The sequence below is a fragment of the Xenorhabdus griffiniae genome, assembly GCF_015163655.1.
Lineage (GTDB): Bacteria > Pseudomonadota > Gammaproteobacteria > Enterobacterales > Enterobacteriaceae > Xenorhabdus > Xenorhabdus griffiniae.
This window is the reverse complement of the sequence record NZ_JADEUF010000058.1, coordinates 1-23,492: the sequence shown is the minus strand read 5'-3', so window position 1 is coordinate 23,492 and position 23,492 is coordinate 1. Positions and strand designations below refer to the sequence as shown.

The following is a 23,492-nucleotide window of genomic DNA, read 5'->3' as shown; positions in this document are numbered from 1 at the left end:
GTTTAAAGCACTTATTTTGTCTTTCTTTAAAGACTTATTATGGACAAATATTCCTGTGGTGGTTATTTTCATCTGGGTATCTGTATGTTTATACTTTTTCCCTGATGTATGGGGTTGGTTTTCTTTATTTGGCATAATTATAATTTTGGCTTTGTTTTTTATTTTTGCGTACATAAGTGAAAAAAATAAAAGCTAAGAATATATATGCTTAGCTTAACTTGGTGTTAGTAAACTCGGTCGTCCCATATACTATAGGCAGATGTACCTGCTGTTACGTGACTCCATGATATAGACTTATAGTTAAGTAAAACTTTTTCATATGGCATCATATCATTGTTGTTAATTGAATTTGGATAAGTGCAAGAAATATCCACAACGGTTGCTTCTGTGAGTTTTACTTCATAAAAAAGTTCTGATTGTCCAGTAGGATTTGTCCGATAAAAAATAAAAGCGGCATTCAGTGATTCATTAGAATCTATAGCCATTGCTAATAATGGAGATGACTTATCTATTGGTTTGACAAATTGTATTGGATGATGACTTACATTTTGTTCTCGATTCATCATATGATTTAAGCTTAACACTTGTATTTGATCTTCGTGTCCTTTTTGATATCGGTTTCCTATGGAATCGAGAGTAGAACAACCTGCCGATATTAAGCCTTGCTTCTTACCGTTTAAGGTAAGATAAATCATGTATGACATAATGATTACCGTCCTAGTTTTTTATTTTAATGAAGAAGACTTGAATTTAAATCAGAGAAGTATAACTTAACACATTAAAAAAATGTGTAATAGATACAGCAAAGCAAAAAAGATCGGCTTGAGATCATTTTTATTCGAGTAAACAATTAATTAATAGTCGTGGTAGGCTGGAAAACCAGAGTTACTGCGCTGGTGGGCTACTGCTGCTTTTTTAGCTTATGCGATTCAGGAACAAATAATTACTTTTTGTCATTTCATAACCTAATCATGGCCTCATATATTCATCTTCTGGTCAGCATAATAATTAAGAGCTATATCCTTTGTGACTTGACATCCATAGGGTAGAACATGAACAGGCTCTAACGCGGGATGGTATCGTGGATTATTTACCTTTATTTATTGAGCTTAAAGCCCGATCTGTATTGCTGATAGGGGGCGGAGAAATCGCCTCTCGCAAAGCAGACTTATTACTTCGTACTGGTGCAGTGTTAACGGTTGTTGCTCCTGAGCTACATGCAGAACTGCAACAACGCTATCAAAAAGGGGAAGTTGAGTGGTTACAGGGAACGTTTAAAACAGAATATCTTGATGGTGTATTTTTAGTGATTGCCGCCACAGATGATCACGACCTAAATCAGCATATTTTTACTGAAGCCAATAAGCGCGCTATTTTGACCAACGTTGTGGATAACCAACCGCTCTGTTCGGCCATTTTCCCCTCAATTATTGATCGCTCCCCGATTATTGTGGCGATCTCATCGGCTGGAAAATCTCCGGTATTAACAAGATTATTGCGGGAAAAGCTGGAGTCTTTGCTCCCATTTAGCCTGGGTACGATGGCAAATATCGCGGGGCGCTGGCGCGAACGCGTGAAACAACGTTTTACTTCCATACGTCAACGGCGCCATTTTTGGGAAAAGGCGTTTAATGGGCGTTTTGCCACACTCATCGCCAATGGGCAATTACAGCAAGCAGAAGAGCAACTTGAACAGCAGTTGACACAAGATGACTCTCATTCCCAAGGAGAACTTGCTCTGGTAGGTGCTGGGCCAGGTGATCCAGGATTATTGACCTTAAAAGGCTTGCAAGTGATCCAGCAGGCTGACGTCATTCTTTATGACCATTTAGTTAGCGCAGAAATTCTGGAGTTAGTTCGCCGTGATGCAGACAAAATCTGTGTTGGAAAAAGAGCAGGTAATCACTCCGTAGCGCAGGAAGAAACCAACCGACTTATCATCAAATTCGCGAATCAGGGGAAAAAAGTGGTTCGCTTAAAAGGGGGCGATCCCTTTATTTTCGGCCGTGGTGGAGAAGAATTACAGATTGCAGCAGCAGCGGGAGTTCCTTTTCAAGTTGTGCCTGGCATTACGGCAGCGGTAGGTGCTTCTGCTTACGCGGGTATCCCATTGACTCACAGAGAACACGCGCAAAGCGTCACCTTTATTACCGGACATTGCCGTGAAAATGGCAATGAATTGGATTGGCCTGCACTCGCGCGGGGTAATCAAACATTAGCCATTTATATGGGGATCATGAAAGCAGCCTTGATCAGCCAAAAGTTGATCTCACACGGTCGGGATAGCCATACCCCCGTTGCCGTGATTGGTTGTGGCACTCGTCCAGAACAGCAAGTATTGACCGGAACCTTATCCGAATTGGAACGATTGGCACAAGAAGTTCCCTTCCCCGCCTTGCTGGTAGTAGGAGAGGTGGCTCAACTCCACCATCAAATAGGATGGTTTGAAAGCGAAAACGTGGCTGATCAAGTAAATCGCCCTGCTGTGATTGATTTAGTATAAGGAGTGTCCAATGGACGAAAAAAGACTAACACACTTACAGCAACTTGAAGCTGAAAGTATCCATATTATTCGGGAAGTAGCTGCTGAATTTGCCAATCCCGTCATGCTCTATTCGATTGGTAAAGATTCTTCTGTAATGCTGCATCTTGCACGTAAAGCATTTTATCCGGGAAAACTGCCTTTCCCTTTATTACACGTAGATACAGGCTGGAAATTTCAGGACATGTACGACTTCCGTGATCGCACAGCGGAAAAATATGGTTTTGAGTTGCTGGTTTACCGCAATCCACAAGGAGAGATGTTGGGAATTAATCCTTTTATTCATGGCAGTGCCAAACATACCGATATCATGAAAACAGAAGGATTGAAGCAAGCACTGGATAAATACGGCTTTGATGCAGCATTTGGCGGGGCGCGGCGTGATGAAGAAAAATCACGAGCCAAAGAACGAATTTACTCATTCCGTGACCGTTCCCATCGTTGGGACCCTAAAAACCAGCGCCCTGAACTTTGGCGCAACTATAACGGCCAGATTAACAAAGGGGAAAGTATCCGTGTCTTCCCGTTATCCAACTGGACCGAATTGGATATCTGGCAATACATCTATTTGGAGCAGATCGAGATCGTCCCTCTTTATTTTGCTAAACCTCGTCCGGTTGTTCAGCGTGAGGGGACATTAATTATGGTTGACGATGATCGAGTCGACCTGAAAGCAGGGGAAGTCATTAGCCAGCGGAAAGTGCGTTTTAGGACACTTGGCTGCTGGCCGCTGACAGGAGCGGTGGAATCAGAAGCAGAAACGTTGCCGGAAATCATCGAAGAAATGTTGATATCGACCACTAGCGAACGGCAAGGGCGGCTGATTGACAGTGATCAGTCAGGTTCTATGGAGCTGAAAAAGCGCCAGGGTTATTTTTAAGGAGTCCAGATATGCCAGCACTTGCATATAATGAAACTATTGCTAGTCAGATCAAGCAACAAGGCGGAGTTGAAGCCTATCTTCGGACGCAGCAGGAAAAAGGATTACTGCGTTTTTTAACTTGTGGTAGCGTGGATGATGGCAAAAGTACCCTAATTGGACGTTTGCTGCATGACACCCGTCAAATTTATGAGGATCAACTTGCAACTTTACAAAGTGATAGCAAGCGAATTGGGACTCAAGGAGAAAAGCTCGATCTGGCCTTATTAGTTGATGGATTGGCGGCTGAACGGGAACAAGGCATCACCATTGACGTCGCATACCGCTATTTTTCCACGGAAAAGCGTAAATTCATTATTGCGGACACACCAGGACATGAGCAATATACCCGCAATATGGCGACAGGCGCCTCAACCAGTAATCTTTCTATTTTATTGATCGATGCACGCAAAGGTGTTCAGGAACAAACTCGCCGCCACAGTTTTATCAGCACCTTGCTGGGTATTCGTCACCTGGTGGTGGCAGTCAATAAAATGGATTTGGTTGGATATCAGCAAGAGATATTTGAACAAATCAAGCAAGATTATTTGAATTTTGCAGCACAATTACCTACTGATCTCACCCTCTATTTCGTCCCAATTTCGGCGTTGGAAGGGGATAACATTGTCACCCGCAGTGAAAAAATGGCGTGGCATACGGAAGAAACGCTACTGGATATCCTGGAGTCCGTGGACGTAAAAACAAAAGCGACAGAACAGCCCTTGCGTTTCCCCGTACAGTATGTCAACCGCCCAGATCTTGATTTTCGTGGATATAGCGGCACATTGTCATCAGGGATTTTATGGCAAGGCCAGCAAATAAAAGTGATGCCGTCTGGTGTGATTTCTACGGTAGAAAGGATCGTCACGTTTAATGGTGATCTCACATTTGCCGTACCCGGAGAGGCTATTACCCTCGTATTAAAAGATGAAATAGATATTAGCCGTGGTGACTTATTGATTGCTGTTGACACTCAAATGAGCGCAACTCGCCACGCTTTGGTTGATGTCGTCTGGATGTCAGAACAGCCTTTGATTCAAGGGCAAAGTTTGGATATCAAAGTCGCGGGTAAAAAAAGCCGTGGCAAAGTCGAGAATGTTCAATATCAAGTGGATATTAACAACCTGACACAGAAAGTCGCACTTGAGTTACCCCTCAACGCCATTGGGCGGGTGGAATTTTCATTTGATGAACCTTTGTTGCTCGACTGTTATGCGCAAAATGCAGATACCGGTGGCATTATCCTGATTGATCGTCTGACCAATGTGACCGTAGGAGCGGGATTGGTGCGTGAAATTCAGGCAGATGTTTATGAAGAGCCTAAAGAATACAGTGAGTTTGAGCTGGAACTTAACCAATTAGTTCGTCGCCACTTCCCGCACTGGGGAGTACGTGATCTATTGGGAGGAAAATAAGTGGCTCAGAATAATATCGTCTGGCATTCACATGTTTTGGATCGGGCGCAGCGGGAAAGCGCAAATGGGCATTCTGCACGGGTGATTTGGTTCACAGGGCTGTCTGGTTCAGGAAAATCCACCCTTGCAGGAGCATTGGAGCAGGCATTATTTGCACAGGGAATCAAAACGTACTTACTGGATGGGGATAATGTCCGTCATGGTCTGTGCAGTGATTTAGGCTTTTCTGCAATAGATCGGCAGGAAAATATCCGGCGCGTCGGTGAAGTTGCAAAATTGATGGTTGATGCGGGATTGGTTGTCCTGACAGCTTTTATTTCCCCCCATAGAGCAGAACGGCAAAAAATACGTGAACTCATGGGAGAGGGGCGCTTTATTGAAGTGTATGTCGATACGCCACTGGAGATCTGTGAGGCTCGTGATCCCAAGGGACTATATAAAAAAGCACGAGCGGGAGAATTGCGCAATTTCACCGGAATTGATGCTACCTATGAAGCTCCAGAACAGCCAGAAGTCTATTTAGAGGGTTCACAGTCTGTAGAATCTTCGATTGAAAAACTGATTTTTGCCCTGAAAAGCAACGATATCCTACCAACTTAACGACTAAACCCAACAAACTGTCATGAAACACATTATTATTGTTAGTTAAATAATGTGTTTCTACACTCATTTAGTGCAATGCATTTCTACTCTACCAATCTAATTTCAAGATGCGTGTGATTTCTTCCCGCGAAGCGGGGTGAAATCAGGTTTCATAGAGTGTTGTAAATTGCAACTTAAAGTTTAATGCGTATATATCGTACCATCCTGTTTTGCAAGAGGCTTTTTTTTGCGAATGGTTTTGTAAACGGTTTTGTGAGAGTCAGTGGCGTCATGCTTTCAGTTGTGGGATGATTAGCGGGTTTTCAGGGGGGGAGATGGGCAAACTAACGCTACTATTATTGGTTCTTCTGGGTTGGTTACAATATTCGTTGTGGTTCGGCAAAAACGGTATTCACGATTATGTGCGGGTTAAGGCTGAAGTTAATAAACAAGAAGCTGATAACCTAAAACTAAAAGCACGTAACGACCAGTTGTTTGCTGAAATTAAGGATCTTAAAGGGGGACAGGAAGCGATTGAAGAACGCGCTCGTAATGAATTGGGCATGATTAAACCAGGAGAATCTTTTTATCGTATGGTGCCTGATACCTCAAAACATAATGCGCAATAATCGTTAAATCAAAAACAGTAAATAATAATCAAAATGAATAAGTCACAACTTCATTCCCCTGCTGAAATTATCGCCTTGATCCCTGCTGCGGGTATTGGTAGCAGGATGAAATCAGATTGCCCAAAACAGTATCTGAAAGTTGCCGGAAAAACGATCCTTGAACATACTCTGGCAGCGCTGTTTGAGCATCCTCGCATACAACGCGTTATCATTGCGCTGAATCCAGCTGATACCCAATTTGCACAATTGCCTGTTGCTTCTGATCCAAGAATTACGACAGTTATTGGCGGTGAAGAGCGAGCTGATTCAGTTCTGGCTGGGTTAGATTATCTGGTTAGTTTGCCTACAGACAGGACAAACTGGGTTTTAGTGCATGATGCAGCCCGTCCTTGTCTTCATCGAAATGATCTCGATAGCCTGTTGCGACTGATTGATCACAACGCAGGATCTCCTGACATATGCGGTGGATTGTTGGCATCACCGGTGAGAGATACGATGAAACGCATGGTATCGTTGCCAGTCGCAGAGTCACCCACAATTAACCACACATTGATTGCACATACCGTTGACCGTAACGGATTGTGGCACGCTTTGACGCCACAATTATTCCCTTTGCAGTTATTGCGTGATTGCTTGATCAAAGCACTTGCAGATCAAGCTTGTATCACCGATGAATCTTCGGCACTTGAGCATTGTGGTTATCGTCCTGTGCTGATTACTGGACGGGCGGACAATATAAAAGTAACCCAACCTGAAGATTTGGCATTGGCTGAATTTTACCTATCCCAAAAAGCTAAGGAATCGAACGTATGAGAATTGGACATGGTTTTGATGTGCATAAATTTGGCGGAGAAGGGCCATTGATCATTGGCGGTGTCCGCATTCCTTATGAACAGGGATTAATCGCTCATTCCGATGGGGATGTCGCTTTGCACGCTGCTACAGATGCCCTATTGGGCGCGGCAGCATTGGGAGATATTGGTAAATTATTTCCCGATACCGATCCTGCCTTCAAGGGCGCGGATAGCCGTGAATTACTGAAAGAAGCCTATCGCCGTATCCGTGCGAAGGGCTATCGGTTAGGAAACCTGGATATCACCATTATCGCACAGGCACCAAAAATGTTACCGCATATTCCCCAGATGCGGGTTAACCTGGCGGAAGATCTTGAATGCCATATGGATGATATTAACGTTAAAGCGACAACAACAGAAAAACTGGGATTTGTTGGTCGTAAAGAGGGTATTGCCTGCGAAGCGGTTGCTTTGTTGGTAAAAGAATAAGCGGGTAAAAGAAATAAATATGACATTGAGTGAATTACATTGGCTTTATGGCCGACCGGAAGCGACCGGTATTGTTAAAGCCACACCAGAAGATTTTATTGTTCGCGAAGATTTGGGATTTTCTCCTGATGGCGAAGGCGAACACTTAATGGTCCATATCCGTAAAACAGGATGTAACACCCAATTTGTCGCGGATCATCTTGCCCGTTTTGCCAAAATAGCGGCTCGCTCTGTCAGCTATGCGGGATTGAAAGATCGTAACGCAGTGACGGAACAGTGGTTCTGTTTACATATACCAGGGAAACAAGATCCAGATTTCACGGCATTTCAACTTGAAGGTTGTGAAGTGCTGACAACTTCCCGCCAGAAACGCAAGTTACGAATTGGCGCGCTGCAAGGCAATGATTTCACTCTGGTATTAAGAGACATTTCTGACCGACAATCAGTGGAAAAACGTTTGCAGCAGATAGCGCAAACCGGTGTACCGAATTACTTTGGTGAACAGCGTTTCGGGCGGGATGGACAAAATTTAGTCCAGGCTCAACGCTGGGCAGCTAATGAAATTCAAGTCAAAGAACGTAACCGCCGCAGTTTTTATCTTTCTGCTTGCCGCAGCGCGATGTTTAATGCTGTTGCCAGCAAACGGATTGCTCAAGATGAACACCAAAAGGTAAAAAATGGCGATGCACTACAATTAACGGGGCGCGGTAGCTGGTTTGTCGCTGATGAATCTGAATTGTCGGTATTGCAGCAGCGAGTTATGGGGGGAGAATTACAGATAACGGCTCCTTTACCGGGTGACAAAGCATTAGGAACACAATATCAGGCCCTGGATTTCGAACAACAATGTTTATTGGATTATGAAACGCTTTGGGTGTTGGTTAAACGTGAGCGTGTGGAAAGCGCTCGTCGGGCAATATTGGTGAAACCGCTTAACCTGCGTTGGGAATGGCAAAATGACCAAACTGTCATTCTGCATTTCTCTCTGCCATCTGGTAGCTTTGCAACCAGTGTTGTGAGAGAACTGATCAATCAGGATCTCGGCTCTTCCCTTGATGTGGCCTGAATGCAAAGCACTCTACAAAACGGTCAACGTCATGCTAAGATCAAACACACACAGGGTAATTTACATTACAAACCTTTTTATTTTTAGTTAAATCAATGAGATATATCAATGCTGCGGATATTGCTGAGTAACGATGATGGTGTCACCGCACCGGGAATTCAAACCTTAGCGGCTACATTGCGGAAACACTATCATGTTCAGGTCGTTGCGCCTGACCGTAACCGTAGTGGTGCGTCGAATGCCTTAACGTTAGATCGCCCTTTGCGCATCAACACGCTGAACAATGGTGATATTTCTGTTCAGGAAGGTACACCGACGGATTGTGTTTATTTGGGCGTGAATAATCTGGTACGTCCTCGTCCTGACATTGTCGTTTCTGGTATCAACTGCGGCCCTAACCTTGGTGATGATGTGATTTACTCTGGCACGGTTGCGGCTGCAATGGAAGGGCGTCACTTAGGCTTACCCGCATTAGCGGTATCACTCAACGGTGATCAACATTACGAAACAGCGGCAGAAGTGACCGTGCGTTTATTAGCTTTGCTGCAAAAATACCCATTGCGAGCGGGCAATATTTTGAATGTTAATGTCCCTGATATTCCTATTGAACAGATCAAGGGCTTTAGGGTGACGCGATGTGGTCGCCGTAGTGCGGCTGAGCAGGTCTATGCGATGACAGATCCCAAAGGCAATATGCTCTATTGGTTAGGCCCTCCGGGAGAAAAAAGTGATTTTGGGCCTGAAACAGATTTTGCTGCGGTGGAAGAAGGATTTGTCTCTATTACCCCTTTGCAAGTGGACTTAACAGCTTATAAAGCCCAGGAGCTGGTAAGCGATTGGTTGGCAAAAGTCGGGGATATTGGGGAATGTTAAACCGAGCAATGAAAAATTTGCTGGCGCAGTTGCGCCAGCAAGGAATTCACAATGAGCCTCTGTTGGAAGTGATTGGCAAAGTACCTAGAGAATATTTTGTTGATGAAGCTCTCGCTCATAAGGCATATGAAAATACCGCACTGCCTATTGGTCATGGGCAAACGATATCCCAACCCTATATTGTTGCTCGCATGACTGAGTTGCTGAATTTAACCCCGGCCTCCAATGTATTGGAAATTGGAACAGGCTCAGGTTATCAAACGGCAATACTTGCTCACTTAGCCAAACATGTTTTCTCCGTGGAGCGGATTAAAGGATTGCAGTGGCAAGCGAAGCGCAGATTGAAGCAACTCGACCTACATAATATCTCAACCCGCCACGGTGATGGTTGGGATGGCTGGCCATCAAAAGGCCCCTTTGACGCAATTATTGTCACAGCCGCACCACCAGAAATTCCACAGGCATTACTCCATCAACTTGCTAATGGAAGCGTGATGGTTTTGCCTGTCGGTAAGCGAAATCAGTTACTGAAAGTAGTACATCGTTATGGGAATGATTTTCATAGCGACGTTATCGAACCTGTCCGTTTTGTACCCCTAATTCAAGGCGAACTAACATAACCAGCTAATTTATTTTAGAAGGGGGAGTTTCCAAATTAGCTGTTATTTTTTCTAAAATTAAGCAAAATGTTTCGCTTTAAATCTTTTGTAATCCTAAATTTTTATAAATCATTATTATTTTCACTTATATTTGCCTTTATGGGGGAATAAAGTATGAATCTAGAAAAACCAGTGAAAAAAATAAAGTGGATAATCGCCAGCACTGTTATGGGGGTTGTATTGATAGGTTGTAGTAATACACCAAATCGTCCAGCCCCAATCGTGAATATCGATACAAATCGTGTTTCAGATAATCATGCTATTAAAAATCGTCAGCTAGCGAATAATGCTAGTTCCTCTCAAGGGCTAATTATTTATCGCCGTAACTACGAAAATATTCCCAAAGGAAGCTACAACGGAAGCACTTATACGGTTAAACATGGCGATACTTTGTTTTATATAGCCTGGATTACAGGCGGCGATTTCCGTGATCTGGCTCTCAGAAATAATATTTCAGAACCTTATAGCTTAAATGTTGGTCAGGTCCTGAGAATAGGTAATCCAACCTCCAAAAACAGTGTATTAATAGCATCAAATAGTACGAAATCAAAAATTAGCCAGGTTGATTTTCAAAAAATTAATGCGTATCCTGCAATTATTGATAAACCAAAGTCAGAAAAAATGTTGCCAAAAGCAACAATTTCAGATGGCGACAATTCTTCCCCAAAAGTATCTATAGCAACAGGTACAGGGGGAAATAATGCGACTAATGGTACTGATACCATTAATAGTTGGAGATGGCCGGCAGAAGGAAAAATTCTTGAAAGCTTCTCTGATTCTCAGGGAGGAAATAAGGGCATTGATATTGCGGGGAATCGTGGCCAACCCGTATTTGCTACAGCCCGAGGTAAAGTGGTTTATGCCGGAAATGCATTACGTGGCTATGGAAATCTAATAATAATAAAACATAACGATGACTACCTAAGTGCTTATGCGCACAATGACACAATGTTAGTTCGTGAGCAACAGGACGTCCAAGCGGGGCAAAAAATTGCCACTATGGGTAGCACCGGAACAAGTTCAGTAAGATTACATTTTGAAATTCGCTATAAGGGAAAATCCGTAAACCCGCTGCGTTATCTTCCGCAGCGATAAACCGGGGCAGGGATCTGAAATTCCTGCCCGCATTATCATGGGTAGGAGCAGCTGATGAGCCAAAGTACGCTTAAAGTTAATGAGTTGTATGATGATGCGAATTTAGACGAAAATAGCATGGAAGCTGATGACTTTGATGAAGCGTTGCTGAAAGGTGAGGATGATGTCACTGATCTTGATGAAGATTTGGATTTGTTGCAAGGAGTCAACCAACGGGTTCTTGATGCAACACAGCTTTATCTTGGAGAGATTGGTTTTTCACCTTTGCTGACAGCGGAGGAAGAGGTTCTTTTCGCCAGACGAGCACTACGAGGGGATGTTGCTGCACGCCAACGTATGATTGAAAGTAACTTGCGATTGGTTGTAAAAATATCCCGCCGATATAGCAATCGTGGATTAGCACTGCTGGATCTGATTGAAGAAGGTAACCTTGGGCTTATTCGTGCAGTGGAAAAATTTGATCCTGAAAGGGGTTTTCGTTTTTCTACTTATGCGACATGGTGGATCCGTCAAACCATTGAACGTGCCATTATGAATCAAACTCGCACAATTCGCCTGCCTATTCATATAGTCAAAGAATTGAATGTCTATTTACGTACCGCAAGAGAACTCGCACATAAATTGGACCATGAACCGAGTATCGAAGAAATTGCGGAAAAACTGGATAAACCGGTTGAAGAAGTAAGTCGTATGATGCGGCTGAACGAACGTATTACTTCTGTCGATACACCGATGGGTGGTGATTCAGATAAAGCATTATTGGATATTTTATCTGATGAAAATGATTCAGGGCCAGAAACAACTATTCAAGATGATGATATGAAACAGAGTATCGTGAAATGGTTGTTTGAGCTGAACGCAAAACAGCGCGAAGTTTTGGCCCGTCGTTTCGGTTTGCTTGGATATGAAGCAGAAACATTGGAAGATGTTGGACGAGAAATTGGTTTAACAAGAGAGAGAGTTCGTCAGATTCAAGTTGAGGGATTGCGTCGCCTTAGAGACATATTGCATACCCAAGGTTTGAATATAGAATCATTATTCCGTACTTAATTCTTTATTCCTGAGAACGTATACCTAAGAAATTTCGAATTACAGCGTTAGTGGAAAATAGACGAATTTCCTGAAACAAAGATAATTAGACAACTTGGTGATGGTAAGATCAGACGTAATTCCAAAAGTGACAATTGAAAAGATAAAGGTATATACACATTAAACTTCAAGTTCAATTTACAACACTCTATGAAACGTGATTTCTCCCCGCTTCGCGGGGAGAAATCACATGCATCTTAAAGTTAGATTGGTATAGAGAAGATAGGCGGTAATCCAAGGTGGGCTTATTTAGCCCACCTTTTATTTACTCATTTATATTTTCATACCATTTGGTGTGACATTCAGCAATTTTAGATAATCGGAACACCACTATGAAATTTAAAATCATGATCGGGAGTTTGAATAAGCTCTGCTTCAACCTGGCCGAAATAATTCACTCTTTCTGTAATATCTTCTTTAGCTATTGACTGAGCGAGCATCAAATAATCTTGGTAATGGCGAGCTTCTGAACGCAGCAGAGAAATATAAAACTTACCCAAATCTTCATCTAGGTAGGGAGCCAATTTTGCGAAACGTTCGCATGAGCGTGCTTCAATGTAAGCACCAATAATCAATTTATCGACCAACGTATAAGGCTCATGATTGGTAACATGCTGAAATAGGGATTTAGCATAGCGGCTAGCACTGATACTGTCATAGCTTATCCCTCTGGCATCCATGATTTCTAATACTTGATAAAAATGATGCAATTCTTCCTTAATCAATAACACCATCTTATCGATGAGATCTTGACTATAAGGTGATTTTGCCCGCGCGGTAATTTGCTTGGTGGCCTGATTTTTTCCTTTCAATGAATGGATATTGCCAATTTTTTTATAGGCAAAATCCTCATAGGGCTGAAACCAAGCCAACAGAGCATCAGCACTCTCAGGAGCAACAGCATATTTGCGAATTAAGAACATAGCACTTTGTGCTGCTTTCAATTCACATAGCAGGTGATCGCGCAATAAAATTGGCAGATTCTCAGGCTGCCGCGCCTTTTCTACCCATTGATCGGGCGTCGCACACTGTAAAAATTGATAAATGGGTGCTAACAAATTGGTATCAAACTTCATTGCTGTTTCATTCATTGTTAAACCATATCTTTCAGACGATAAATCCACTCCAATGCTTGACGTGGCGTCAAGCTATCTGGATTGAGGTTTTCCAATGCTTCAATTGCTGGAGAGGTTTCTTCTGTCAGCAGGGTTAACTGTGGTGTATCGACATGGCCTGCGGTTGCACTATTAGAGAGTGATTCCAGCTCTTTCAATTTCTGGCGCGCACGTTTAATGACATCGCGTGGAACACCTGCCAGCGATGCAACAGCTAATCCATAACTCTTACTTGCCGCCCCTTCTTGTACACTGTGCATGAAAGCAATGGTGTCGCCATGCTCGACCGCATCAAGATGAATATTGACAACCCCTTCCAGTTTTTCAGGCAGCGTTGTCAGTTCGAAATAGTGAGTCGCAAACAGTGTCATTGCTTTGATGCGGTTAGCTAAATTTTCAGCACAGGCCCACGCCAGGGATAAACCATCATAAGTTGATGTACCACGACCGATCTCATCCATTAAAACCAGACTGTATTCAGTCGCGTTATGTAAGATATTGGCGGTTTCGGTCATTTCCACCATAAAGGTAGAGCGTCCTGATGCCAGATCATCGGATGCACCGACACGAGTAAAGATGCGATCTACCGGCCCAATAACTGCTTTTTCGGCAGGAACAAAGCTTCCAATATAAGCCATCAACGTCATCAAGGCCGTCTGACGCATATAGGTACTTTTCCCTCCCATGTTTGGCCCTGTAATAATCAACAAACGGCGTTGTGATGAGAGCGTCAATGGGTTAGAAATAAATGGCTCGCTTAATACTTGTTCGACAACCGGATGCCGGCCGCCAGTGAGCTGAATACCAACTTTATCGGTTAGTATCGGGCGGGTGTAATTTAGGGTTTCAGCACGTTCGGCGAGGTTTGCCAGGACATCCAGCTCTGACAGCGCTTCGGCACAGGTTTGCAAATCGGCCAGATGAGGCAGTAACAGATCGAACAACTCTTCGTACAGGGCTTTTTCGATGGCAAGTGCTTTGCCTTTGGAAGTCAGCACCTTGTCTTCATATTCTTTCAATTCAGGAATGATATAGCGTTCTGCATTTTTCAGCGTTTGACGACGAACGTAATGGATAGGGACTAAATGGCTTTGTCCACGACTAACCTGAATATAGTAACCATGTACCGCATTAAAGCCTACTTTCAGGGTGTCAATGCCAAGTTTTTCGCGTTCGCGAATCTCCAGTTTATCCAGATAATCACTGGCGCCATCGGCCAGTACCCGCCATTCATCCAATTCTGCATTATAGCCCGTGGCAATGACGCCACCGTCACGCACCAGAACAGGAGGTGTTTCGACAACCGCATTCTCTAGCAGAGCCTGTAATTCGTCAAAATGTCCCACACGCTGTTGTAGCGCTTGGATATACGGGGCATCTGAAGAGGTCAGGATCTGATGAATATCAGGCAATTGCTGGAAAGCATGGCGCATTCTGGCCAGATCACGAGGGCGGGCAGAGCGAAGAGCAAGACGGGCAAGCACACGCTCTAAGTCACCGACCTGACGCAAAAATGGCTGTAATTCATAACCAATTTCTTGTAATGCGGAAATGGCTTGATGGCGATTTTCCAGCACATCTTTATTGCGAGTTGGTGCATGGAGCCAGCGTTTCAGCATTCGGCTGCCCATCGGTGTCACACATTGATCGAGTACTGATGCCAGCGTATTCTCAGTACCACCGGATAAATTTTGTGTAATCTCCAGATTGCGACGGGTAGCGGCATCCATAATGACCGTTTCTTGTAGGCGCTCCATCGTAATGCTGCGAATATGGGGTAAAGTAGTGCGTTGTGTATCTTTGACATATTGCAGTAAACAGCCTGCTGCACGCAGGGCGAGCGTCGCTTTTTCCACACCGAAGCCAATCAGGTCACGGGTGCCAAATTGCAAATTAAGTTGCTGCTTTGCTGTCTCCAGCTCAAATTCCCACATTGGGCGTCGGCGCAAGCCATGACAACGTTCAATCAACGCCATATGCTCAAAGGTTTCAGGATAAAGCAATTCCGCGGGACGGGTGCGTTGCAATTCAGCGGCAATACTATCTTGATCGGACATTTCAGAAACGCGGAAGCGGCCAGAAGTGATATCCAGCGTCGCATAACCAAATCCCTGGTTATCATGCCAGATAGCGGCGAGCAGATTATCCTGACGTTCTTGTAGCAAAGCTTCATCAGTGACGGTGCCAGGAGTGACAATACGCACAACTTTGCGTTCAACAGGGCCTTTACTGGTTGCAGGATCACCAACTTGTTCGCAGATCGCCGCGGATTCACCGAGTTGTACCAGTTTTGCCAGATAGTTTTCGATCGCGTGATAAGGAACACCCGCCATCGGAATAGGTTGACCAGCCGATTGGCCGCGTTTGGTTAGAGAGATATCCAGTAACTTTGCCGCTTTTTTGGCATCGTCATAAAACAGCTCGTAAAAATCTCCCATTCTATACAGCAGCATAATATCGGGGTGCTGCGCTTTCAGACGCAGATACTGTTGCATCATGGGAGTATGGCTATCTATATCCTTTGCTGGAGATTCTTTCATATTAACTTGATTCAATTCTATTATTCCTGTTGACTCAGTTGGGCCATCGACGCTCAGTCAACCCATCTAAATGACAAAACCTAAATATAATCAGCTAAGGATGGAACGTTAATAGACCTCATCCTGGGCGAAAACGCTATCTTATCACTGATAATCTGTGTGATTCATCTGTGGATGCGATTAGAAGATTTACACGGTAGGTTAGCAGGATTACTCGCAGGAATGTATCAGATTTTTTGACAATTCAGCAGGATTGCGAAGCGGCTCGATTGTTGTTTGGTTTAAGCCATGCTATCAAATAATAAGAAAACAGATGGCATCAATCACTTGAATGCTATAAGAGATATCAAAAATTGACGGACTTAGAGGAAATTATCGTGGCTATTTACCAACCCCCCTACACTATTACCCCAGATATACTTAATCGAGTGGTAGAAATTGGTGAGCTATTAGGGCGTTGGTCAATGCAAGCGGAAACTTCTTCGCCTGTATTACGTAAAGAGAATCGCATTCGTACCATACAGGCATCATTGGCAATTGAACATAATAGTTTATCTACGGAACAGGTGACGGCAATTATTAATGGAAAGCGCGTGTTGGCACCAGCAAGGGATATTCAGGAAGTGCGCAATGCCATATTAACCTATGAAAAATTACCGGACTGGCATAGCTCCCGTATGACGGATTTATTGGCCGCACATCGGCTACTGATGACTGGATTGGTTGATTGTCCAGGGCAATTACGTGGAGGAGATGTGGGAATTTATCAAGAAAAACAGTTAATCCATATGGCTCCTCTTGCCAGTCAAGTACCACGGTTAGTGGGCGAGTTACTGACATGGTTGCAACAGACGGCTATTCACCCATTGATTGCCAGTTCAATTTTCCATTATGAGTTTGAATTTATTCATCCATTTACCGATGGTAATGGCCGTATGGGGCGTTTGTGGCAAACATTGATTTTGAGCGAATGGCGTCCTGAATTAGCGTGGTTACCGGTAGAAACGTTAATTCATTATCAACAACAGGATTATTATCAGGTGCTTAGGGAGTGTGATCGTACCAGCGACTGTACGCTATTTATCGATTTTATGCTGGAAAAATTAGCCGAAGCACTTAAAGAAAGCTTAGATCTGCAAAAACAGAATACTGGCGTAATGTCGGTAGAAAATCCACAACCACTGAAGGCTACTGCGCAAAAAATCTTGTTTGTTATTGCTGCGCATCCTGCCATTACCATAACCCAATTGGCCGATGAATTGGGAGTAAGCCGGCGCACGATCGAGCGAAATATTAAGATATTACAGGATATTGGGCGTTTAATTCGTGTTGGGGCGAAAAAAGGAGGCTATTGGCGCGTTGTATAGTTAAGAAAATATTACACGGTGGTACGGGAATATTGCGGGTATGGTATTGGCTGCAATATGCATGAGGAACCACAAGTTCTGCATTATGGCGAGGCGAGAGAAGGTATTTAAATTACAATTTATTATATAATAATTTTCCCAATACTATTGTGCAGTGTTGGGTTTTATTTGGCTAAAATAGCGCCACGTTGGGTTGATAGAAATTTAACTACGGCTATGTGAAATTATAGGGTGATTATGTCTTGGTTTGATAAAAACAAGAATCTCTCTTGTTTTATTGTTCTCTTTTTCCTTATTTTTCTGATACATAAATGTTTGGGGTATCAATTAAAATTAATATATGTCCTTAGTGCCTTTGCACTTTTTTTATTTTTGGCAGCTATCAGCAGACGAATATATATCTTTTTAATTGCTTTTTTTTCCTTGATAGGCATGCTCTATACCCCAATTGGCCTCAATTACGGTTATCCAGACATCAATGCGGTAGGATCATTAATCTATACCAATAGAAACGAAACAGTGGAATATATTAGCGGCCTTTCTGTTTCAACTTATTTAACTGCTATCGCTATTTTTGTTTTGATGATATTTTCACTTAAGCTAAATATCAGCTTGTCAGGCAAAAGTAAAAAGTGGTTGTTTACTTTGTTCTTTATTTCAGCGTTCTGGTCGCCAGCCAAAGGATATATAAAATCGGGTTTTGAAGATAGCTCGGAACTTTTAAATACCAGTTTACCGGAAGTGCGCTTTTTCAGTGATGTCTATCAGAGTTACAAGCAAGTCATGTCAGAAAATAACCGATTTGCCAAGATCATTAAATATCGGGATGACTGGCAGCCAGTGGTAAAAGAAGAGAAATACGATACCTATATCATGGTGATCGGTGAGAGCGTCCGAAAAGATTTTATGAGTATCTATGGGTTTCCAGATAAAAATACCCCTTGGTTGGATAACGCGCATGCTACCGTGTTAACCCACTATATTTCTGCGGCACCCTCGACACAATTATCGTTGACTAACTCTCTGGCGGTTCGTGAAGCAAATGAAATTCAACTAAACAACAGTATTGTTTCACTGGCGAAAAAAGCGGGATTTGAGACTTATTGGCTATCCAATCAGGGAATGAAGGGAGGATTTGATTCTCCTGTAGCACTGATTGGACAGCAGGCTGATCATTATACCTTTCTAAAAGAAGGTAATTCAGATGATCGCCGTTATATGCCGGATGAGAATTTATTGCCTTATATTCGTAAAGCATTAGTGAAGAATGAGAAGAAAAAGAAACTGATCATTATTCACTTAATGGGTTCGCATCCACAACCTTGTACCAGAACGAATGGTAAATACGACACCTATTTTCATTCCAAAAATATTTCATGCTATCTTCAGAGTATTCATAATACGGACAGCCTGCTAGCTGATATTGAAAGTATTGCCAATAAAAATCAATTGCACTGGACAATGCTTTACTTTGCGGATCATGGTTTGTCACTTGTGAATAAGAATACAGATAGCGAGAATTTGACTCATAACGATAGTAATAAGCAGAACTATCAAGTTCCCTTTATTATTACCGGTTATGACTATGCCATGAAAAATACCGACAAGAACACAGTAAGCAAAAATATCATAGATGCTCCCCGCAGCGGTTTGAATCTACTATCTATGCTATCCACATGGTTGGGAATTGAAGAGCCTCGCCTGATATCCAAATGTGTTTGGTTTTCTAACCAAACGTGTCCGAACCAGCATACAGTGATTTCATTCAGTAACGAATATAAAGACTTTAATCACTTAAAGGATGACGCCATTCATTTCGATTGATGAATCTACCTTCATTTTGCAATTTATTGAGGAAGTGAGTTACCTCACAAAACTTGGTTCATGCTTTACGTGTATGAACCACTGATTGGGGGATTTTGACCGCTTAATGTTGGTATTCAACCGCTGAGTAAGATCCTCTCCCTCTTATCAGGGAGAGTTTTATATCATAGCGCAGTGTGACGAGGAGTATATCCCTTTTATGGGTATCGCTTCCTGCTGGCTGTATATGGCCGGTTTATGGAGAAGGAAGTAAAAAATTAAATAATGGCTTGCTGTTCGTCTTACTGTGGAAAAGGAAGTTTTATGAAGAATAATAAATTGTTAAAACATATCCCCTGGATGATATTGGGGATAATTGGCGCATTCTGTCTTGGAGTCGTTGCGCTGCGTCGGGGAGAACACGTTAGTGCTTTGTGGATCATTGTCGCTTCCGTAGCCGTTTACTTGGTTGCTTATCGGTATTACAGCCTGTATATCGCCACCAAGGTGATGAAACTGGATGCCACACGAGCAACCCCTGCTGTTGTTAATAATGATGGTTTGAACTATGTTCCCACCAACAAAAATGTCCTGTTTGGTCACCACTTTGCCGCCATCGCGGGAGCCGGTCCATTAGTCGGGCCAGTATTGGCGGCACAGGTCGGTTATCTGCCAGGAACATTGTGGTTGTTGGCGGGGGTAGTGCTTGCCGGCGCGGTGCAAGACTTTATAGTGTTGTTTATCTCCTCCCGTCGTAATGGGGCATCACTGGGTGAGATTGTCAAAGAAGAGATGGGGCGTGTGCCAGGCACAATAGCTCTGTTTGGTTGCTTCTTAATCATGATCATCATTCTGGCGGTGCTGGCGTTAATCGTTGTGAAAGCATTGGCAGAAAGCCCGTGGGGTGTGTTTACTGTTTGTTCAACAGTACCCATTGCGCTTTTCATGGGGATCTACATGCGATATATCCGTCCGGGGCGTGTAGGTGAAGTCTCTGTGATCGGTATTTTCCTGCTGATTGCTGCTATTTGGTTTGGTGGGGTTGTTGCCGCAGATCCTTACTGGGGACCTGCGCTGACGTTCAAAGATACCACCATCACTTATGCATTGATCGGGTATGCATTTATCTCTGCATTATTGCCGGTCTGGCTTATTTTGGCTCCGCGTGACTATCTGGCAACTTTCCTGAAAATTGGGGTTATTGTTGGCCTTGCGATTGGGATTATCATCCTGAACCCTGAACTGAAAATGCCTGCTGTCACACAATATATTGACGGTACTGGGCCAGTGTGGAAAGGAACTCTGTTCCCATTCTTGTTCATTACTATTGCTTGCGGTGCAGTGTCTGGTTTCCATGCCCTGATTTCTTCGGGGACGACACCTAAGCTGTTGGCAAATGAAAAAGATGCACGTTTCATTGGTTATGGTGCAATGTTGATGGAATCGTTTGTGGCGATCATGGCATTGGTTGCTGCATCCATCATTGAGCCGGGACTGTATTTTGCCATGAATACCCCTCCGGCTGCGTTGGGGATTACCATGCCTGACCTGCATAACTTGGGTACTGCCGAAGCGCCAATGATTATGGCCTCTTTGAAAGAAGTAACAAGCCATGCGGCCGCGACCGTCAGTTCTTGGGGCTTTGTTATTTCACCCGACCAAATTTTGCAAACGGCAAAAGACATTGGTGAGCCATCCGTTCTGAACCGTGCAGGAGGGGCACCAACCCTGGCTGTGGGTATTGCTCATGTATTCCATCAGATCATCCCTGCGGCAGACATGGGCTTCTGGTATCACTTTGGTATTTTGTTTGAAGCACTGTTCATCCTGACGGCGTTGGATGCAGGTACACGCTCTGGCCGTTTCATGTTGCAAGATCTTTTGGGTAACTTTGTTCCGTTCCTGAAAAAAACGGACTCTCTGATTGCGGGCATCATTGGTACAGCGGGTTGTGTTGGCTTATGGGGTTATTTGCTGTATCAAGGCGTAGTTGATCCATTGGGCGGCGTCAAGAGCTTGTGGCCGCTATTTGGTATCTCTAACCAGATGTTGGCTGCCGTTGCGTTGGTATTGGGTACGGTTGTCTTGATCAAGATGAAACGCACCCGATATATCTGGGTAACGGTGATCCCTGCGGTTTGGTTGTTGATTTGTACTACATGGGCGCTGGGGCTGAAATTATTCAGTGATAACCCACGGCTTGAAGGCTTTTTCTTCCTGGCGAAAGAATATAAGCAGAAGATTGCCGAAGGGGGTGCAGAATTGACGGCTGAGCAAATCAGTAACATGAATCACATTGTTGTGAACAACTACACCAATGCGGGCCTGAGCATCCTGTTCCTGATAGTGGTATACAGCATCATTATCTATGGTATCAAAACTGCGATCAAAGCAAGCAAAAATCCAGAGCGTACCGATAATGAAACGCCTTATGTTCCGGTTCCTGAAGGTGGGGTGAAAGTCTCTTCTACGCACTGATGCAACACTAAAACTGCTACCGACCAAATCATTGCGTATCAGTAACCGCTATACCCCACATAATTGGCTTTGTATTATGTGGGGTATTTTTATGAACAGAGAACAAGCCTTGGAGAACAGTGTATGTTTGGTAATCTTGGTCGGGCAGGCAAGTATTTGGGGCAGGCTGCCCGAATGTTGGTGGGGGTTCCTGACTATGACACATATGTACAGCACATGAAGGAAAACCACCCTGATAAGCCTTATATGTCTTATGAAGAATTTTTTCGCGAACGTCAGAATGCTCGCTATGGTGGCGATGGCAAAGGCGGAATGCGCTGCTGTTAGTCAAAAATCAGGAAACGAAAATGCAACCAATATCAGTCACGATCCTGACCGGTTTTTTGGGATCAGGCAAAACGACGCTGCTGCGTCATATTCTTAATGCCAATCATGGTCATAAAATAGCTGTCATTGAAAATGAATTTGGTGAAGTCCCCATTGATGATGAATTAATTGGTGATCGCGCAACCCAAATTAAGACATTAAGTAACGGATGCATCTGTTGTAGTCGTTCGAATGAGCTGGAAGATGCATTATTGGACTTGCTGGATAGCCTGGATAAAGGGCAGATCAACTTTGACCGCTTGATTATCGAATGTACGGGAATGGCTGATCCCGGCCCGATTACGCAAACTTTCTTTTCCCATGAAATTTTGTGCCAACGTTTTTTGCTTGATGGCATTATTACGCTGGTGGATGCAGTTCATGCGGAGCAGCAATTAGATCGTTTTTCCATTGCACAGGCGCAGGTGGGATATGCAGACAGAATTCTTTTAACCAAAACAGATGTTGTTCCGGTTCATGATGCCTTGGTTGAACGTTTGCAGCGGATCAATGCCAGAGCGCCTATTCATAAGGTTATTCACGGTGAAGCAGATTTAGGCTTATTGTTCGATATCGAAGGTTTTATGTTGAATGATAAACTGACGGTTTCGACACCTGTTTTTCGATTTGTACCCAAGCCACAAAACTCGGTTCAATCGATAGTCATTAACTTAGCGCACCCCGTTGAACTGCCAGAAGTTTCCAACCTGATGGAAGAGTTATTACTGAGTTTTGCGGATAATCTCCTGCGGTACAAAGGTATTCTTGCTATTAAAGGAGAGCCTTGTCGGTTACTGTTTCAAGGGGTTCAGCGTCTGTATAGCGCGGATTGGGATAGAGAATGGCGCGATAATGAAGTACGAGAAAGTGTGTTGGTTTTTATTGGTATAGATCTGCCAGAACAGAAAATCCGTGAAAAATTTGCCGAATTGTTTGACGAATAATTGATTGAGTCATCACTTTTGTGGAATTTTAATTATCCTAATGAATTCGTCATATACCAATCTAACTTCAAGATGCGTGTGATTTCTCCCCGCGAAGAGGGGAGAAATCAGGTTTCATATCGTGTTGTAAATTGCAACTTGAAGTTTAATGCGTCGCTGAACAATCACCGTGTTCTGTGCCAATATTTAAATTAACGCGTCACAATGAATTTATTTCCATCAAAACGGAATTTTGGAAATATAAAGAGAGTTGTGTCTTTTTCTTTATTTAAATATCTCAATGGGGATGGTTCCATATATATTACTCTACCATCTAATACTATTTCTAATTACTCAAATTTTAATGGCAGTAATTCCACTTCGCTATTATTTGTAGTTTCGTCTAACCCTAAAGATAAGAAATATGATTCTATAGTTCCACCATTAGCCATAACAGATTCATTTAACATTTCAGAATGAATTTTTTTTAGTTTAGAAAGATCTTTTGACTGAAGAAAACTCCAATATTCTTCATAAGCTGACTCGAGTAATGCTTGATACGGTTGAGATAATGATGATGTATTTTTTTTATTGTGTGAAATTTTATATGAATTAACCCATTTCCATTCAGGGAAATCATTAATTATATCGAAGGTTTGCGTGTATTCATAATAGTAATTATCACTATCATGATGGATGTTTTCTTTTTTTGACACATTTCCCCAATATTTATTCATTACAATAATGT

Annotated in this window: 20 protein-coding genes and 2 pseudogenes; 18 read left to right on the top strand and 4 right to left on the bottom strand. The window is 43.1% G+C overall.

The window, feature by feature from the left end; genetic code table 11:
- Window positions 1-224: 224 nt before the first annotated feature.
- Window positions 225-704 carry an Hcp family type VI secretion system effector gene (locus IQ211_RS10795; protein WP_189759501.1) on the bottom strand — a complete coding sequence of 160 codons (480 nt, stop codon included), beginning with the start codon at window positions 702-704 and terminating at the stop codon, window positions 225-227.
- A gap of 377 nt (window positions 705-1,081) precedes the next feature.
- On the opposite strand from IQ211_RS10795, the gene cysG reads away from it, so the two are divergent.
- From cysG to rpoS, 12 genes are all read left to right on the top strand, one after another.
- Entirely contained in the window at window positions 1,082-2,503 is a 1,422-nt protein-coding gene (gene cysG / locus IQ211_RS10790) for a siroheme synthase CysG (RefSeq protein WP_189759502.1), read from the top strand.
- Between the two features lie 10 nt (window positions 2,504-2,513).
- A complete protein-coding gene (cysD, locus tag IQ211_RS10785) occupies window positions 2,514-3,422 on the top strand; it encodes a sulfate adenylyltransferase subunit CysD (protein WP_189759503.1) in 909 nt (302 codons plus the stop codon).
- Between the two features lie 11 nt (window positions 3,423-3,433).
- A complete protein-coding gene (cysN, locus tag IQ211_RS10780; RefSeq protein WP_189759504.1) occupies window positions 3,434-4,876 on the top strand; it encodes a sulfate adenylyltransferase subunit CysN in 1,443 nt (480 codons plus the stop codon).
- Window positions 4,877-5,476 carry an adenylyl-sulfate kinase gene (gene cysC / locus IQ211_RS10775; protein WP_189759505.1) on the top strand — a complete coding sequence of 200 codons (600 nt, stop codon included), beginning with the start codon at window positions 4,877-4,879 and terminating at the stop codon, window positions 5,474-5,476.
- A gap of 317 nt (window positions 5,477-5,793) precedes the next feature.
- Window positions 5,794-6,087, top strand: coding sequence for a cell division protein FtsB (ftsB, locus tag IQ211_RS10770; RefSeq protein ID WP_189759506.1), 294 nt, complete (start codon window positions 5,794-5,796; stop codon window positions 6,085-6,087).
- Between the two features lie 33 nt (window positions 6,088-6,120).
- A complete protein-coding gene (ispD, locus tag IQ211_RS10765) occupies window positions 6,121-6,900 on the top strand; it encodes a 2-C-methyl-D-erythritol 4-phosphate cytidylyltransferase (RefSeq protein ID WP_189759507.1) in 780 nt (259 codons plus the stop codon).
- Window positions 6,897-7,370 carry a 2-C-methyl-D-erythritol 2,4-cyclodiphosphate synthase gene (gene ispF, locus IQ211_RS10760; RefSeq protein ID WP_189759508.1) on the top strand — a complete coding sequence of 158 codons (474 nt, stop codon included), beginning with the start codon at window positions 6,897-6,899 and terminating at the stop codon, window positions 7,368-7,370. The genes ispD and ispF overlap by 4 nt, the downstream gene beginning before the upstream one ends.
- 19 nt (window positions 7,371-7,389) lie before the next feature.
- Window positions 7,390-8,436 (top strand): tRNA pseudouridine(13) synthase TruD, encoded by a 1,047-nt coding sequence (truD, locus tag IQ211_RS10755; RefSeq protein ID WP_189759509.1) that lies wholly within the window; start codon window positions 7,390-7,392, stop codon window positions 8,434-8,436.
- Window positions 8,437-8,544: 108 nt separating this feature from the next.
- Window positions 8,545-9,309: a 5'/3'-nucleotidase SurE gene (surE, locus tag IQ211_RS10750; RefSeq protein WP_189759510.1), complete on the top strand. Its 765-nt coding sequence runs from the start codon at window positions 8,545-8,547 to the stop codon at window positions 9,307-9,309.
- Entirely contained in the window at window positions 9,303-9,929 is a 627-nt protein-coding gene (locus IQ211_RS10745) for a protein-L-isoaspartate(D-aspartate) O-methyltransferase (RefSeq protein WP_189759511.1), read from the top strand. The genes surE and IQ211_RS10745 overlap by 7 nt, the downstream gene beginning before the upstream one ends.
- Before the next feature lie 153 nt (window positions 9,930-10,082).
- Window positions 10,083-11,063 carry a murein hydrolase activator NlpD gene (nlpD, locus tag IQ211_RS10740; protein ID WP_189759512.1) on the top strand — a complete coding sequence of 327 codons (981 nt, stop codon included), beginning with the start codon at window positions 10,083-10,085 and terminating at the stop codon, window positions 11,061-11,063.
- A gap of 54 nt (window positions 11,064-11,117) precedes the next feature.
- Window positions 11,118-12,113: an RNA polymerase sigma factor RpoS gene (gene rpoS / locus IQ211_RS10735; protein WP_189759513.1), complete on the top strand. Its 996-nt coding sequence runs from the start codon at window positions 11,118-11,120 to the stop codon at window positions 12,111-12,113.
- A gap of 350 nt (window positions 12,114-12,463) precedes the next feature.
- On the opposite strand, the gene miaE is transcribed toward rpoS, so the two are convergent.
- Together miaE and mutS are read right to left on the bottom strand one after the other, a co-directional pair.
- Entirely contained in the window at window positions 12,464-13,228 is a 765-nt protein-coding gene (gene miaE, locus IQ211_RS10730) for a tRNA isopentenyl-2-thiomethyl-A-37 hydroxylase MiaE (protein ID WP_189759514.1), read from the bottom strand.
- Between the two features lie 17 nt (window positions 13,229-13,245).
- The gene (gene mutS, locus IQ211_RS10725) at window positions 13,246-15,807 is read right to left on the bottom strand and encodes a DNA mismatch repair protein MutS (protein WP_189759526.1); all 2,562 of its coding nucleotides are present in this window, start codon (window positions 15,805-15,807) and stop codon (window positions 13,246-13,248) included.
- A 377-nt stretch (window positions 15,808-16,184) separates the two neighbouring features.
- Between mutS and IQ211_RS10720 the strand changes: the two genes are divergently transcribed.
- The 6 genes and pseudogenes from IQ211_RS10720 (at window position 16,185) to yjiA (ending at window position 22,765) form a co-directional block, all read left to right on the top strand.
- Window positions 16,185-17,174 (top strand): Fic family protein, encoded by a 990-nt coding sequence (locus tag IQ211_RS10720; RefSeq protein ID WP_189759515.1) that lies wholly within the window; start codon window positions 16,185-16,187, stop codon window positions 17,172-17,174.
- A gap of 12 nt (window positions 17,175-17,186) precedes the next feature.
- A pseudogene (locus IQ211_RS19570) lies at window positions 17,187-17,279 on the top strand (type I methionyl aminopeptidase); the annotation flags it as partial.
- Between the two features lie 327 nt (window positions 17,280-17,606).
- Entirely contained in the window at window positions 17,607-18,998 is a 1,392-nt protein-coding gene (locus tag IQ211_RS10715) for a phosphoethanolamine transferase (RefSeq protein WP_193836360.1), read from the top strand.
- Between the two features lie 303 nt (window positions 18,999-19,301).
- The gene (locus IQ211_RS10710) at window positions 19,302-21,455 is read left to right on the top strand and encodes a carbon starvation CstA family protein (protein ID WP_189759517.1); all 2,154 of its coding nucleotides are present in this window, start codon (window positions 19,302-19,304) and stop codon (window positions 21,453-21,455) included.
- 123 nt (window positions 21,456-21,578) lie between these two features.
- Window positions 21,579-21,782: a YbdD/YjiX family protein gene (locus IQ211_RS10705; RefSeq protein WP_099118661.1), complete on the top strand. Its 204-nt coding sequence runs from the start codon at window positions 21,579-21,581 to the stop codon at window positions 21,780-21,782.
- Between the two features lie 20 nt (window positions 21,783-21,802).
- Window positions 21,803-22,765 (top strand): GTPase, encoded by a 963-nt coding sequence (yjiA, locus tag IQ211_RS10700; RefSeq protein WP_189759518.1) that lies wholly within the window; start codon window positions 21,803-21,805, stop codon window positions 22,763-22,765.
- Window positions 22,766-23,094: 329 nt separating this feature from the next.
- Here the strand turns inward: yjiA and IQ211_RS10695 are convergent.
- Window positions 23,095-23,492: pseudogene (locus IQ211_RS10695) on the bottom strand (hypothetical protein); the annotation flags it as partial.